This window comes from Streptomyces sp. NPDC056479 (assembly GCF_042795335.1).
Classification (GTDB): Bacteria; Actinomycetota; Actinomycetes; order Streptomycetales; family Streptomycetaceae; genus Streptomyces.
On the sequence record NZ_JBHTRZ010000002.1, the window covers coordinates 432,308 to 446,460 of the forward strand.

The 14,153-nt window shown below is 69.7% G+C and carries 12 protein-coding genes; 3 read left to right on the forward strand and 9 right to left on the reverse strand.

Going from position 1 to position 14,153, the window contains the following annotated elements; genetic code table 11:
- Positions 1-10: 10 nt before the first annotated feature.
- The 7 genes from ACFQ6S_RS08290 to ACFQ6S_RS08320 are packed head-to-tail and all read right to left on the reverse strand — an operon-like array spanning position 11 to position 9,838.
- Positions 11-757: an anti-sigma factor domain-containing protein gene (locus tag ACFQ6S_RS08290; protein WP_383405045.1), complete on the reverse strand. Its 747-nt coding sequence runs from the start codon at positions 755-757 to the stop codon at positions 11-13.
- The gene (gene sigK, locus ACFQ6S_RS08295; RefSeq protein ID WP_383405047.1) at positions 754-1,338 is read right to left on the reverse strand and encodes an ECF RNA polymerase sigma factor SigK; all 585 of its coding nucleotides are present in this window, start codon (positions 1,336-1,338) and stop codon (positions 754-756) included. The genes ACFQ6S_RS08290 and sigK overlap by 4 nt, the downstream gene beginning before the upstream one ends.
- Before the next feature lie 45 nt (positions 1,339-1,383).
- Positions 1,384-2,562: a 2,3-diaminopropionate biosynthesis protein SbnA gene (sbnA, locus tag ACFQ6S_RS08300; protein ID WP_383405049.1), complete on the reverse strand. Its 1,179-nt coding sequence runs from the start codon at positions 2,560-2,562 to the stop codon at positions 1,384-1,386.
- A gap of 43 nt (positions 2,563-2,605) precedes the next feature.
- A complete protein-coding gene (gene sbnB / locus ACFQ6S_RS08305; protein ID WP_383405051.1) occupies positions 2,606-3,676 on the reverse strand; it encodes a 2,3-diaminopropionate biosynthesis protein SbnB in 1,071 nt (356 codons plus the stop codon).
- Positions 3,673-4,677: a TauD/TfdA family dioxygenase gene (locus ACFQ6S_RS08310; RefSeq protein WP_383405053.1), complete on the reverse strand. Its 1,005-nt coding sequence runs from the start codon at positions 4,675-4,677 to the stop codon at positions 3,673-3,675. The genes sbnB and ACFQ6S_RS08310 overlap by 4 nt, the downstream gene beginning before the upstream one ends.
- 23 nt (positions 4,678-4,700) lie before the next feature.
- A complete protein-coding gene (locus tag ACFQ6S_RS08315; RefSeq protein WP_383405055.1) occupies positions 4,701-7,292 on the reverse strand; it encodes an amino acid adenylation domain-containing protein in 2,592 nt (863 codons plus the stop codon).
- On the reverse strand, positions 7,289-9,838 hold the full coding sequence (locus ACFQ6S_RS08320) for a Pls/PosA family non-ribosomal peptide synthetase (protein WP_383405057.1): 2,550 nt from the start codon (positions 9,836-9,838) through the stop codon (positions 7,289-7,291). Before ACFQ6S_RS08320 ends, ACFQ6S_RS08315 begins: the two co-directional genes overlap by 4 nt.
- Before the next feature lie 448 nt (positions 9,839-10,286).
- Here ACFQ6S_RS08320 and ACFQ6S_RS08325 point away from each other — a divergent pair, with 448 nt between their 5' ends.
- Complete coding sequence (locus ACFQ6S_RS08325; protein ID WP_383405059.1) at positions 10,287-10,583, forward strand: hypothetical protein; 297 nt, start codon at positions 10,287-10,289, stop codon at positions 10,581-10,583.
- Between the two features lie 123 nt (positions 10,584-10,706).
- Here ACFQ6S_RS08325 and ACFQ6S_RS08330 read toward each other — a convergent pair whose 3' ends face one another.
- The gene (locus tag ACFQ6S_RS08330) at positions 10,707-11,951 is read right to left on the reverse strand and encodes a DUF418 domain-containing protein (RefSeq protein ID WP_383405061.1); all 1,245 of its coding nucleotides are present in this window, start codon (positions 11,949-11,951) and stop codon (positions 10,707-10,709) included.
- 175 nt (positions 11,952-12,126) lie between these two features.
- Here ACFQ6S_RS08330 and ACFQ6S_RS08335 point away from each other — a divergent pair, with 175 nt between their 5' ends.
- Positions 12,127-12,789 (forward strand): response regulator, encoded by a 663-nt coding sequence (locus ACFQ6S_RS08335; protein WP_383405063.1) that lies wholly within the window; start codon positions 12,127-12,129, stop codon positions 12,787-12,789.
- Complete coding sequence (locus ACFQ6S_RS08340) at positions 12,789-13,892, forward strand: sensor histidine kinase (protein WP_383405065.1); 1,104 nt, start codon at positions 12,789-12,791, stop codon at positions 13,890-13,892. Before ACFQ6S_RS08335 ends, ACFQ6S_RS08340 begins: the two co-directional genes overlap by 1 nt.
- A gap of 25 nt (positions 13,893-13,917) precedes the next feature.
- Here ACFQ6S_RS08340 and ACFQ6S_RS08345 read toward each other — a convergent pair whose 3' ends face one another.
- On the reverse strand, positions 13,918-14,130 hold the full coding sequence (locus ACFQ6S_RS08345; protein WP_383405067.1) for an MbtH family protein: 213 nt from the start codon (positions 14,128-14,130) through the stop codon (positions 13,918-13,920).
- Between the last annotated feature and the right edge of the window lie 23 nt (positions 14,131-14,153).

Below are 14,153 nucleotides of genomic sequence, written 5' to 3' on the forward strand. Positions count from 1 at the left end.
TACGGAGGGATCAGGACGTGGGGAGGAGCCACGTGGCGAGGGGCTTGGAGGTGGGTTCGGGGGAGCCTGCGCTTGGTTCGACTGTGATGGCAAGGGAGGCCGCGGCGCCGGGCGGGGGCAGGGACACCGCTTGGAGAGCGGCCTTGCCCGGGATGAGCCCGGCGGAGCGGACTTCGTCCCCGGCGGCGACGTACCACAACTGGTAGGTCTTGTTCGGGGGCAGGGCAGCCAGGTCCTGGCAGAAGTAGGCGGCCTGGTCCAGGTGGCGTGAAACCGCGACGGTGCCGGAGCCGCCGTAGGCCACGCCCTTCCTGACGAATGTGGTGTCGGGGGCCGCGATGAGCCGAGCGATGTCGGAGGCATTGGTCGCGGCTTCCTGGCGTGTCTGCCGCTCCTCCTGGTGCTGCCAGGCCGCCAGACCGCCGAGCGCGGCGGCCGCGGCCACACTGGCGGCCAGCGCGAGCTGCAGCAGACGTGACGTGGATCGTCGGTTGCGGCCCTCATCGGCCCGCCCGGGGGGCGTCACCGGAATCTGGGAGGTCCGCGCCACCTCGGCGAGGACACGTTCTTTCAACCCCGGTGGCGGGGTACGGGCGGCAGCGAGGGCGAGCCAGGCCGCCGCCTCCTGCTGACGTGCGATCTCACGCGCGCAGTCAGGGCAGTCCGCGAGGTGCCGCCGGAACGCCTCCCGCTCCTCCTGGGTGAGGGCGTCCACCGCATAGGCCCCCGCGAGGTCGTGTGGGTCGACTGTGATCACGGCGGAGCTCCCAGGCATTGCCGCAGGCGGGTCAGTGCCCTGCGCAGACGGCCTTTGACGGTGCCGAGCGGCAGGGACAGCGCCGCAGCGATCTCCGTATGGGTCAGGCCCTGGTAGTACGCGAGCACTACCGGTTGCCGCAGCTCGGCGGTGAGCTCCTTCAGACAGGAGCGGACTTGTTCGCGTTCTCCGAGCGACTCCACGGTCTCCACGACGTCGTCGAAGGCGAGAGTCGACTCCTGCTGGGAGACGGCGCGCTCGCGTTCAGCGGACCTCCGCAGGGTGCGGACGCTGTCCACGGCGCGATGGTGGGCGATGGTCATCATCCAGGTCATGGCGTGCCCGCTCTCGGGCCGATAGCGCGGGGCGCTCTGCCAGACCTCGAGCATGACCTCCTGCGCGACCTCTTCGGCGCGGGCCGGGTCTTGCAGGACCCGGCACGCGATGCCGTAGACCGGGCCGACGGCCGCGTCGTACAGCCGACTGAAGGCGTCCTGACTGCCGGCAGCGACGGACAGCAAGAGCCGGTCCGTCTCGGATGTGCCGATGTGCCCGGCACCGGGCGCCTGCCGCTTCGCCACACCCTCTCCCGCCTGTGTGTCTGCCCCAATCCGTCATGGTGGGTGTCACCCGCCCTCTTCCACAGTGTCCGAGGCCCGGCCGTCGTCCGCATCCCGCAGGGGGGCGGATTCGGATGTCCATGATCCCGGTGACGGCCGGCTCGGGCTTACGGTCGTGGTGTCCCCGGCCCAGGATTCGTCCTCCTGGTGGCGGTGGTGCATCCAAGGCCCAGGCGCGGGCACCGGCGGTGCGGTGCGGGCGGCCTCGGAGTCGGTGCTGGCCGAGTCGCCCGGGCGGAGCACGTCCTCGCCGTAGAGGCCCTGGACCCAGTTGGCCTGGTAAACGGTCTCGAGGTAACGCTCTCCCAGGTCCGGGGCGATGGCCACGGCGGTGAGGCCGGCCGAGTCGTGCGCGGCCAGCCAGCGCATGGCGCCGCTGACGACGGTGCCGGTGGAGCCGCCGAAGAGGAAGCCGCGTCGGGCCAGGTGGTGACAGGCGCGGATGGTGTCCGCCTCCTCGACGTGCACCGCCTCGTCGACGTAGGAGTCGTCGAGCAGCGGCGGGCTGACGCTCATGCCCAGGCCGGGAAGCATGCGGCGGCGCGGGGTGTCGCCGAAGGTCACCGAGCCGGCGGTGTCCACCGCGACGATGAGGACCCGCCGGTGCCACTGCCGGAAATAGCGGGCGCAGCCCATCAGTGTCCCGGTGGTGCCGGCTCCGACGAACAGTACGTCCAGTCCCGGGAACGAACGGGCGATCGCCGGCCCCGTCCTGAGGTAGTGCGCTCTCCAGTTGCCCGGGTTGGTGTACTGGCTGAGCCACACATACCGGTCGTCGAGGTCGGACAGCGCGCGGCAGTACTCGAGCCGCGCACGGAGGAAGCCGCCGTGGGCGCTCGGCTCGGTGACCACGTGCACCTGGGCTCCCAGGGCCTCCATCACCAGCCGGGTGGACAGGTTGCAGCGGGAGTCCGTCACGCACAGGAACCGGTAGCCCTTGCTCGCCGCGATCATGCTGAGGGCTACGCCCATGTTCCCCGAAGAGGACTCGAGCAGGACCGACTGCGGAGTCAGGACTCCAACCTGCTCGGCGGCCTCCACCATCTCGGTGGCGGGCTTCAGCTTGATCGAGCCGGCGAAGTTGAAGCCCTCGCACTTCAGGAAAAGCCTGCGCCCCAGTATCGACTGGAGGTCGACGTAGAGATCCTCCTCGTTGAAGGTGTAGGGAGCGGATATGACTGACACGATGGCCTCCGCGGATTGAAAAGACGGCCCGGCCGGATGGTCTTCATCCGTACCGGCGCAGCTCATGGAAGAAGCCGTCGACGACGTGCAGCTCTCCGGAGCCGACCACCTCGTCGTAGACGTACTTGCCGACTGCCAGATCGAGCACCCCGAGTCCGAACGGCGAGAACACCACCGTCCGCTCCGCCGACGGAGTCACGCGGGCGGCCATCACGTCCGCCAGCGTGCCCATCAGGAAGTCGCGGTTGCCCGTGAGCCGTTCGGTCAGGTGGACGGAGGTCTCCGCCCGCAGACAGTGCTCGATGTCGTCGACGATGTTGTCCGAGGCGAGCACGACCTCCGGAGCCAGGTCGCGCAGCGACACGTGCAGCACGAGCGGATGGTGCGCGAACCACGACGGATCGCGGACGTGCGGCCGGGCGGCGACCGTGGCGAAGACGACCAGGTCGCTCTGGCGGATCAGCTCCTCTGGGCTGTCGTGCACGGCGATCCAGCCGGTGGCGCCGGACTGTTCCAGGTAGCAGCGGAAACCGGCCGCGCTCTCGGCGGACACGTCGTGTACGCCGATGGCGTCGAACGACCAGCCGGTACCGGCCAGGAAGGTGTGGATGTAGCGGGCGATCAGGCCCGTCCCGACGAATCCGATGCGCGTCGGGCGCCGTCGGCCGCGGCTGAGCGTGTCCGCCGCCAGTGCCGCCGACGCGGCCGTCCTCGTGGCACTGATGATCGAGGCTTCCATGCAGGCGAACGGGTAGCCGGTGTGGCGGTCGTTGAGGATGAGCACCGCCGAGGCCCTGGGGATCCCGGCCGCCACGTTCTGCGGGAAGCTGGAGATCCACTTCAGGCCGTCCACCCCGGCGTCCCCACCGATCGAGGCGGGCAGGGCGATGATCCGGGACGACGGGCGGTCGGGGAAGCGCAGGAAGTGGGACGGCGGGTTCACCGAATCACCGGCGCTGTGCAGCCGATAGGTGTCCTCGACCACCTCCACGATCTGCTTCTCGCGCCCCTGCAGCGCCTGCTGGACCTGGCCGCCGGACACGACCGCGAACGGTGGCACGGCGACCTGCCCGGAGGGTGCGGACTCCCAGGTGGTCGAATGGGTGGTGGTCATGCGGTGATCACCTCCACGGTCGGCGAGCAGTCGGCCAGGCGCACCGCGTCCGTCATCGCGACGAGCACCTCGCGCGGCCCCTCGTACGGCTCCCTGCTGTGGGCGGTGCGGACGTTGTCGACGAGCATCAGGTCGCCGGACTGCCATGGCTCGCGCACGGTATGGGACTGATAGACCTCGTTCAGCAGCTGCACGGTGTCCTCGCCGATCGGTGCGCCGTCCCCGTAGCGGGTGTTGAACGGCAGCCCGTCGGCGCCGTAGACGTCCACCAGGTACTCACGTATCTCGGGGGCCAGCGTCCACTCGTTGAGGAACGCGATCTGGTTGAACCAGCATGGCCGGCCCGTGATCGGGTGCCGCACTACGGCGCTGCGGCGCTGCCAGGTCCGCAGTCCGCCGTCGGGCTGCCACTCGAACTCGATGGCGGCCGCCCGGCAGTGGTTCTCGACCGCACCGCGGTCCTCGCTGCCGAAGGCATCGGCCAAGGACGCCCCGATCTCCTCGTTGTAGTTGCGGGTGAGCAGCCAGCCCTCCGTCAGGAACCGCTCGACGAGTTCGGTGGGCAGCGCGTTCAGCACGGTCGGTGCGTCGGCCAGCGCGGTCGCCCCGCCGACGTCGGGGGCACTGAGGCAGGCGAACATCATGAGGCCGGGGAATTCCAGGGTGTAACTGAGCTCATGGTGCATGCACATCGGCTGGTGCGGCGGCCACTTCGACGAGGAGTACACGCCGTCGGCGTAGGTGCGCCGGGGTGCGAAAGCCTCCTTCTCGGTCATCAGACCGGCGGCCAGCCGCCGGAAGACGCCCGCGGTCTCTGCCTGGTCGCCGAGCCCGAGGCCGCGGACCAGGACCGAACCGTGCTCGGCGACGATGGCGCGCACCGCGTCCCGGTGCTCGGCGGCCCAACTCGCCGCGTCACCGCTGGAGTCGGCGCGCAGGATCGGGGGTTTGCCGGGCTGCAGGTCGGCGTCGAGCGTCGACACGGGGAGCGAGGACGACATCTCGGTCTCCTTTCGGTCGCGGTTCAGGAGGAAGCCGGGGGGCCGGGGCCGACGCCGGCCGCGGAGGCCGAGGGCGCGGCCGCTCGGGATCTGCCGTTGACGACACGGGCCAGGTCGGCCAGGACCGGGTGGCGCGTGAGGTCCTTGATGTCCACCGCACGGTCCAGGGCGATCGCGAGCCGCACCGCCGCGAGAGAGGTGCCGCCCCGGTCGAAGAAGTGGTCGTGCCGGCGGATCGTGTGCTCCGGTATGTCGAGCACCTGAGCCCACAAGGCGGCCAGCCGCCGTTCGGTCGGCGTCCGGGGCGTGTCGCGGCCCTCCTCGGCCAGGTCCGGTTCGCTGCCTTCGGGTCCGACGTTCTGCGCCACTGCACCGAACTGTGCGGCGAGCGCGGTCAGCGATTTCCTGTCGACCTTGCCGTTGGCGGTGACCGGCAGGTTCTCCTGCCAGTGGAACTCCGAGGGGACCATGTACGCGGGCAGCGACCGGCCCAGCCTGTCCCTGAGGACGCCGTCCTCAAGCGGGCTCCGACCGGAGTAGAAGGCCACCAGGCGCCCGCCCTGGCCGGCCCCCTCGACGGGCACCACCGCGCCGTCGCGGACACCCGGTGCCCGCAGCATGGCGCTCTCGACCTCGCCGATCTCGATCCGGAATCCGCGGATCTTGACCTGGGTGTCCTGGCGGCCGAGGAACTCCATCTTGCCCCCGGGCGTCCAGCGGCCGTAGTCGCCGCCCCGGTAGAGCCGTCGGCCCGTGTGATGCGGATCCGCCATGAAGGACTGCCGGGTGCGCTCGGGGTCGTTGACATAGCCACGGCCGACGCAGACCCCGGAGAAGACGATCGCACCTGGGGCGCCGAGCGGCACCGGTGACAGGTACTCGTCCACGACGTAGATGTGCACGTTGCCGATGGGCGAGCCGAGCGAGATCCGTCCGTTGTCCGGCGCCCGGCCCATCACCTCGTGGTTGGTGTCGTCCGAAGTCTCGGTCAGGCCGTACGCGTTGACCAGCCCGACACCGGGCTCGGCCGCGAACCAGCGCTGTACGAGCTCCCCTTTCAGCGCCTCGCCGGTGACCGACACGCACCGCAGATCCGGCAGCGCGCGTGGCTGCCGCTCCAGGTAGGACAGGACGGCGTCGAGGTACGACGGCACGACCTGGAGCACGTTGACCCCGCCGCGGGCGATCGTGTCGACGAACCGCGGGACGTCCAGGATCGCGTCCTGTTCGACGAGCAGGGTCCGCCCACCGGTCAGAAGTGCGGAGACCAGTTGCCACAGGGAGATGTCGAAGCACTGGGGCGCGGTCTGGGCGACCACCTGCCGCTCCCCGATCCTCAGGTCGTCGATCTTGGCGTAGAGGTGGTTGAGCATGCCCGCGTGCTCGCACATGGCTCCCTTGGGCTCGCCGGTGGAGCCCGACGTGAAGTAGATGTAGGCGAGCTGGTCTTGCGCGACGCCGACGCCGAGGTCGGAGTCCGGGTGGCCCTCCGCGTAGGCCGCGTCGACGGAGAGCGCCTGGACCGCGGGCAGCGTGTCGAGGGCCCGGTCGAGCATCGTGGTGCTGCCCGGCTCGGTCAGCACGAGCCGGCACCCGGCACGCGTGAGCATGTTCGCGATGCGCTCGGCCGGGAAGTGCGGCTCGACGGGCAGATACGCCCCACCGCTCTTGAAGACCGCGAGGACGGCGGCCGCCCAGTCCAGGTTCCGCTCCGTCACCACCGCGACGACGCCTTCCCTGCCCAGCCCTCGCGCCAGCAGGGCCCGCCCCAGCCGGTTGGCCCGCGCGTTGAGTTCCCGGTAGGTCCACCGCCGGTCGCCGCATACGGCCGCCACGGCGTCCGGGTGCGTCCTGACGCGTTGTTCGAACAGCTCGTGGAAGCGCCGGTCGGGCAGTTCCCGCCGGGGTCCGGCGAGTCCTTCGAGCTGGAAGCGGCGTTCCTCGGCGGAGAGCAGGCTCTGCCGGTCGTGCGCGGCGTCCGGATCGGCGGCGATCAGCGTGAGTGCGGTGAGGTGGTAGCCCACGATCCTCGCGGCGCAGCCCGCGTCGAGCGCGTCGGTCCGGTACCGCAGCCGCAGTGTGCGCCGATCGCCGCGTCGCGGGATCTCCAGCCGCAGTACGGCATTCTCGGCGAGTGCGCCGCCGTCGCCGATCGGATCGAACACGGCCTCGCTGGACGGTCCGGGCAGGCCCAACTCACGCCGGAGGGCCTCGACGGGGAAGTCCTTGTGCAGCAGCAGTTCCGACTCGGCCCGGTGGGCGTGAAGCACCAGCATCCGCCACGAGTCGGGTTCGGCGGCCAGTCGGCACGGCAGCGGCCGCCCGGCCGATACGGCGATGTAGCCGGTCGTGACCTCGTACTCGCCGGACAGAGCGGCCAGCACCTTGGCGTGCGCGGCCAGCAACACCGAGCGGAGGGGGACCGCCAGCTCGTCCGCCAGGCGGCTCAACGCGTCCGTCAGTTCGCCGGGCAGCGTCGTCTCGTGCTCGGCGACGCCGGCTACCGGGTCGAGGGTCCACCGGGGGACCGTGGTGACCCCACCGGCGGTGAGCACGCCCTGCCAGAACTCCCGGCCGGCCTCAGCGGTCGCGGTCATGGATGTCACGGATGTCATGGAGCCAGCCTCCCCTCGCCCTCGCTGTCCGGGCGGATGGGCCTTGCCGGATTCCCGCCCCACCAGGCCTCCTGTGGGACCACCTCTCCCTTCATCAGGAAGGAGTCGGGGCCGAGCACCGCGCCGTCGCCGACCGTCACGCCGTAGTGCACGAAGGCGCCGACCCCGAGGGTGCATCCGGAGCCGATCGTGATCCGGTCGGACTTGAAGGCGCCGTCCTCCTGCGAGTGGCACTGGACCACGCTGCCCAGGTTGAGCGTGCAGCCGTCCCCGATGGCGGCCATGGCCCGTTCCGTCAGAAAGCAGCCGTCGTCGAAGACCATGCGGCCGAGCCGCACCCCCAGCAACCGCCAGACGACGTTCTTGAACGGGGTGCCGTTGAGCATCTTCAGGTAGGTCTCCGACGGCACCTTCCAGTAGCGCTCGTGCTGCCAGAAGTCCGGGGTGTAGATCGAGCAGAACAGCGGCCTCAGGGGACGGACCGCTGTGACGACGCGTTCGACGAGCACGAAGTACGCGATGGTGAACAGCACGGCCAGGATGTCGGCCAGCATGATCCCCGCCACGCCGAGCGGCCCGTACAGCTCCGCGGCGAAGGTGACGAGCAGGGTGAGGGCGAAGACATAGACCCAACGCGTCAGCAGGTACCACGCCATGGTGCCCACGTTGTGCCTGTTCTTCGCGGCAAGGCCGCGCCGCAGCTCCGTACGGCCCTTGAGCCGGTCGAAGGTGCTGTCCCGCAGGACCGAACGCGGAATCTCGAAGCTGGGCGAGCCCAGCAGCCCGACGCCCTCGCGGACCTCCCCGTCGACCGGCACCATCACCTTCGTCGCCAGGAGACAGTTGTCGCCGGTCCTGCCGCGTGTGGGGTACGCGATCCTGTTGCCGAGGAAGTTGCGCGGCCCGATCGACACGTGGGACACGCGGAACGCGGTACTGGAGAAGTCGGCATTCATCATCGACAGGCCGTCCGCGATCATCGTGCCGCGCCCGACGGAGCTGAGATACGGCGTCTCGTGCTTCATCTCCGTGCCGAAGTTCGACCCGGTCTGCTGGACGCGGGACAGGTCGTACCCGAGGCCTCGCAGGTAGTGGACGATCGCGGAGCTGTCACCGAACAGGCGCTTCAGGAACTTCCAGTTGGTCAGGAGCGTGATGGTCCGGTGCACCTCGAAGTGGAAGCTGTAGAGACGGTAGGTCCTGCCCGGTGTGATGGCCAGGCTGAGCAGACGGGGAACGGCGGTCAGGACGAGGAGACCTGCGGGCACGGCGCCGAAGACGAGCACGAAGGACATCGCCAGGGCCTCGAGGTAGAACGTCCCGTCGGAGAAGACCGCGGGCCCCGGCTCCAGAGCCGTGCTGAGCTGCGGGACCTCGACGAGCAGTGCGGCCGCGCCGCCGACCGCCAGGGGTACGTACACGACCAGCGCGAGCAGCAGTTGCACAACGCTGTGTGTGGCTCTGCGCACCGCACCGCAGCGCAGCTGCCCCACCACCTGGTAGTCCACGTCGGTCCGCTGTGCCGGGGACCCGTGCCAGTGCTCGCCTTCGGGCACCGCCTGCCCGCGGTGCAGCGAGGAGGCGTGCCCGAGCTGCGCCCCGTCGCCGAGCGATGTGCCGATGTCGAGCACCGTGGCCTCACTGACCAGCACGTTCCGGCCGAGGGTGACCGGGCCCGGCTGGATGAGTCCGGCGTGCGCCCGGTAGCAGGAGAAGAACGAGTCCTTGCGGATGACCGTGCCGTCGCCGATGGTGAGCAGGTCGGTGCATACGGGCACGTTCCGGGACAGGACCACGGCGCCCCGCCCGACCTTCGCGCCCAGTGCCCTGAGGTAGAACAGGTAGAGCGGGGAGCCGCTGAACAGCACCATCGGATCCGACCGCACCAGCGTCTTGACGATCCAGAAGCGGACGTACGCAAGGCTCCAGACGGGGATGTGGTGGGGCTTCCACCGGCCGACCAGGGTCCATTTCGCCAGGACGGGAAGGACACACAGGGCCAGGAAGACCACCCCGCCGAACAGGACCGACCGCAGGTACACGTCGAGCGCACCCGATCCGGCGGAGATCCACTCGTAGCCTCGGGCGGTGCCGAGGGCGAGGAGATAGACGTATCCGAGGAAGGCGAGAAGTTGCAGGGCGCCGCACAGGACGTACTGGCGCCTGCTCGGCGGGGACTGGGCCGGGGGTGGGACCGGCTCCGCCGCCGGGGTCGCGGCCGCCGGCTCCGCCCGGGGAACGGGCGGGGCATCCACGAGCGCCGTCGCCAGGCTCCTGATCGTCGGGTGCCGATAGACGTCCTTCATCGACACCGACGGCAGATCCGCCCGCTTCCTGACGCGCGCGCAGAAGTGCGCCATCACCAGGGAGTCGGCACCGAGGTCATTGAAGAAGTGACCGTCGACCGGTACCTGTTCGGTCCGTACGACCCCGGCCAGCACCGCGGCGAGGGTTCTCTCGATTGCGGTCGGTTCACCGCCACCGTCCAGGAGGACCGTGGTCTCCTCCCGAGCGGTGGGCAACATTTCCACCGGCTTGTCCACCATCTCAGCTCCTTGGAAGCCGCCGAGGAAGCACCGACCGGCACTGACCGGCCGGCGTTGCATACCGGTTTCGGGTCGCTACCGAGTGCGAACGACGCGGGCTGTGGCCGGAACCATCCATGCACTTGATTCGACGCCGGGACGCGGACGGATCCCCAAATCCATAAACTTCTCATAAGGGTCAATTTCACGGAGGGAGCGGCTGGGGCAGGACGTCCGATGAACTCCGACTCTCCGCCCGTGAGTTGCGCGCGCCTCACCCCGGAGCCCTACCCGACCGACATCGCCCCCGACGCAAACCCAGCTTTGGTCACAACCGAAGCCTGGCGGCGCACTCCTGCGACGGAGAGGTTGCCTCCGCACGCTGAATACGTACAGCACTCGATCCAATACCTTGAGTGACCTCGGCGGGTCGCATCATGCGCGGTCCGCTCTACGAGGGGACCTCAACATGATGCGACGACGCATGGCCGTGGCCCTGGGGGCGCTGGCGGCCGCCGCGACCTTGGCGGTCACGGTGCCGGGATCGGCGTACGCGGCGGAAGGCGTCCTGGTACTCAACGGCAACGCATACGAAAACCCGAGTGGCTGCTACGCCATCGATCGGTACCCGTCCTCGGTGGACAACTACACCGACGCCATCGCCGAGGTCCACTCCGGACCGGACTGCTCCGGGCCGGTCGAGTGGCTGGTCTACCCGGGCGAGACGTACCACACGGAAACAGCCCAGAGCGTCTTCATCCTCTGAGCCCACCGGCGGCATGGGCGCCCCGTTCCCAGCGGGGCGCCGCGTTTCAATTCTCCTCAAGTCGTCGCAGCGCCGTATCCGCGGCTCAACTCACCAGCCCGCCCATCGCGTTGGCGCACGTCGTCACCTGATGCGGCGGGCCGGCCGGGTCGCCATGTGCAGGAGGTACTCCAGCGGGCCCCGGCGGAACAGGCGGGTCCAGAGCATGGCGAACACCGTGGCGCCTGCGATGTAGCCGGACAGCACCAGCAGAACGGACATCGAGTCGTCCTCACTGCCGAAGATACGAAGAGCGACGATGTGCAGCACGTAGGCGCTGAGCGACACCATGCCCACCGCTGCGGCAGGTCGCAACAGGCGCATGACGTGCGGTGTTCGGTGCACGGCGGTGACGCAGGCCGCCACGATGGCGAGGGCGACACCGGTGTTGCCGAGGATGGAGAAGGTCGTCTGGCTGTGCGGTGCGGCCACCAGCAGCCACTCCGGCGGGGTGCTGTCCGTGATGTCACCGACGCTGTCGGACCACCAGGCAGAGGATGCCGAACCCCCGTCCGTGGCGCCGGTGATGACGGTACGGGCCCGCGCTACGAGGTGCAGGGCCAGCCAGGAGCCGCCGTAGCCGGCCACGACGAGCGCGCCGCCGGTGAGCGCGAGGCGGGTGCGGACCTTGGCATCGATGAGGTCGAGCCGGGCCAGCGCCATGCCGGCGATCATGAACGATGCCCAGGTGAGGACCGGGTACTCGCCGGTGAACAGCAGCTCCACGAATCCGTCCGAGTCGCCGATCCGGGCAAGTGGATCCCAGGCGATGACCGTGTCCGACCAGGTTCCGTCGTAGATCGACTGCTGAATGACGTACAGCACCTGGGGCAGCACGAGGGCTCCCGCGGCGGCGATCACCGCGAGCGTCGTGGCCCGCAGCCGGTACAGCGGGAGCACGGTGAGGAAGATCAGCCCGTAGAAGGAGAGGATCACGGCGACCGAGGTGTCCAGGGCGGTCAGTGCGAAGCCCAGCGCTATCAGGACGATGCCCCGGATGACGACCCGGCCGGCCGCTTGCCGCCCGGCGCGCCCGGTCCGTGGGGTCGGGCGGCCGCTGATGATGACGAGGGTGAATCCGGCGAGCACGGCGAACAGGGCGGAGGAACGGCCGCGCGCCAGCTCCAACAGGAAGCCCACTGGCCCGCCGACCGACGGATCGGGGCCGACGTGGGTCGCGTACATGCCGAAGACCGCGAGTCCGCGGGCGAGGTCGATGCCGATCAGCCGGCCGGCCGACGGCGCCCGGGCAGGGGCGGCCGCGGGAGGACCGGGCCCCAGGGCGGGTTTCACCGTCGACGGTAGGGCCGAGGATGCGTTGCCGGTCATGTGCCTCAGCATCCGCAGCGCACGTGCCGCATGGCACCCGTCGATCGTCCGGAGCCACCCCGCCGATCGGCGGTACTTCCCCCGCTATGTGCCGGTAAACGCCTCAAAGTAACCTAAAAGTCGCGCAGGACGTCGTGGGAATCCGGCGTCGGTCCGACGACGGGGTGGAACACAAGTGATCCGGGTACTGGTGGTCGACGACGAAGCCCTGATCCGTACGGGCTTCCAGCACATTCTGAACAGCGCGGACGACATCGAGGTCGTGGCGGCCGTCCCCGGCGGACAGGCCGTCCACGCCGTTCGGCAGTCACGTCCCGATGTGGTGCTGCTCGACATCCGCATGCCGGACGTCGACGGTCTCACCGTTCTGGCCGATCTGCGTCGACTGCCGGATCCACCGGTGGTGGCCATGCTCACGACTTTCGACATGGACGAGTACGTGGCGGCAGCGCTGCGTTCTGGGGCCGCCGGCTTCCTGCTCAAGGACACCGATCCCCAGCAGCTGCCCCATCTGGTGCACACATTGGCCGACGGCGGTGCCGTGCTGTCGTCCTCGGTCACCCGCACCGTCGTGGACGGCTATCTGGACCACAGCCACCTGGAACCCGCCGTCCAGGCGGTCACCCGGCTGACCGAGCGCGAGCGCGGAGTCCTGGTCCTCATCGCCGAGGGACTGTCCAATGCCGACATCGGCCTGCGGATGCACCTGAGCACCGGCACGGTCAAGGATCACGTGAGCACCGTGCTCAACAAGCTGGAGGTGGGCAGCCGGGTCCAAGCCGCCCTGCTCGCCGAACGCGCGGGTCTGCTCCGGCAGCCGGGAGAACGGGAGGGCTGATGAGATCACGCCGCGTGCCCGCCCCGCTGATCGACGTTGCTCTGGTCGGAGTGTCGCTGCTGGACGTCTGGGTCAATGTTCAGGGCGACGAGCGACCGGCTCTGGCCTGTGCGCTGCTCGGCGCCTTCGCACTGACGCTGCGCCGTCGGCTGCCGCTGACGACCTTTGCCCTCACGCTGCCCGGCGTCCTGGTCACCGACGCCGTGTTCGCCTCGCTGGCCGCGCTGTACACGCTGGCCTCCCTCAGCCGCCACCGCACCTTGCTGGGGTTCTGCGCCGCCGTGTTCACCGTTTGCAACATCACCGTCTGGTCCTGGCCGTCACCGGAGTTCGCCGATCTTCCGGACACCTCTTCCACCCTCATCACGGTCAGCTACAGCCTGGCGGAAGCGGTCGCACCCGTCTTCCTCGGCCAGCTCGTCCAGGCCCGACGTGACCTGTCGCTTCGGCTGGCCGAGATCTCCAAGGTGCGCGAGCGTGAGCAGCAGCTCATCACGCAGACGGTACTGGCCAAGGAACGCACACAGCTCGCCCGGGAGATGCACGACGTGGTCTCCCATCAGGTCAGCCTGATCGCCGTGCAGGCCGGGGCGCTGCAGATGCGCAGCCGTGACGCGGAGGCCCGGGAGACGGCGTCCGCGATCCGGCGGCTCAGCGTGCGCACTCTCGACGAGCTGCGGCACATGGTGAGCGTGCTGCGCGCCTCAGGGAGCCGCCCGACGGAGCTCACCCCGCAACCGTCCCTCGCCGATCTGCAACGGCTGGTGGTCGACAGCGGCCTCGATGCCAAGTTGGACACCGACCTGCCCGACGGCCTGGCGCCGCCCCTCCAGCGTGCCGTGTTCCGTACGGTGCAGGAGGCGCTGACCAATGTGCGCAAACATGCCCCAGGGGCCAGAACGACCATTCGCGTCCAGCACGCCGACGGCACCGTGCACGCCACCGTCACCAACACCGCTCCCACCCGGCCCCCGCTCGGCCTGCCCGGCTCCCGCCACGGCCTGGTCGGACTGCGCCAGCGCGCCGAGCTCCTCGGTGGCACCATCACCTCCGGACCCACGGCCGACGGCGGCTACGAAGTCCGCCTTGAGCTCCCGGAGTGAGGCGGGGTGGCTTCAGGCATTGAGGTCAGCCGTCCATGGACACCGAGAGGGACCGGGGGCGCAGGTCGGTCCAGTGGGCCTCGATGTACTCCAGGCACGCCTCCCGGGTGTTCTCGTCGACGACGATCCTCCACCCGCCGGGCACCGCCGCGAAGGAAGGCCAAAGGGAGTACTGGCCCTCGTCGTTCACAAGGACCAGGAAACGGCCTTCGCTGTCGTCGAAGGGGTTGGTGCTCATGGTGAGTGCCTCCTCGGAACGGC

Excerpts from the sequence above, each read along its gene's own strand:
- ACFQ6S_RS08325 (WP_383405059.1), top strand. The coding sequence starts at position 10,287 with ATGATGCGACGACGCATGGCCGTGGCCCTGGGGGCGCTGGCGGCCGCC.
- ACFQ6S_RS08340 (WP_383405065.1), top strand. The coding sequence starts at position 12,789 with ATGAGATCACGCCGCGTGCCCGCCCCGCTGATCGACGTTGCTCTGGTC.
- ACFQ6S_RS08320 (WP_383405057.1), bottom strand. The coding sequence starts at position 9,838 with ATGGTGGACAAGCCGGTGGAAATGTTGCCCACCGCTCGGGAGGAGACC.
- sbnB (WP_383405051.1), bottom strand. The coding sequence starts at position 3,676 with ATGACCACCACCCATTCGACCACCTGGGAGTCCGCACCCTCCGGGCAG.
- ACFQ6S_RS08330 (WP_383405061.1), bottom strand. The coding sequence starts at position 11,951 with ATGACCGGCAACGCATCCTCGGCCCTACCGTCGACGGTGAAACCCGCC.
- ACFQ6S_RS08310 (WP_383405053.1), bottom strand. The coding sequence starts at position 4,677 with ATGTCGTCCTCGCTCCCCGTGTCGACGCTCGACGCCGACCTGCAGCCC.
- ACFQ6S_RS08315 (WP_383405055.1), bottom strand. The coding sequence starts at position 7,292 with ATGACATCCGTGACATCCATGACCGCGACCGCTGAGGCCGGCCGGGAG.
- ACFQ6S_RS08345 (WP_383405067.1), bottom strand. The coding sequence starts at position 14,130 with ATGAGCACCAACCCCTTCGACGACAGCGAAGGCCGTTTCCTGGTCCTT.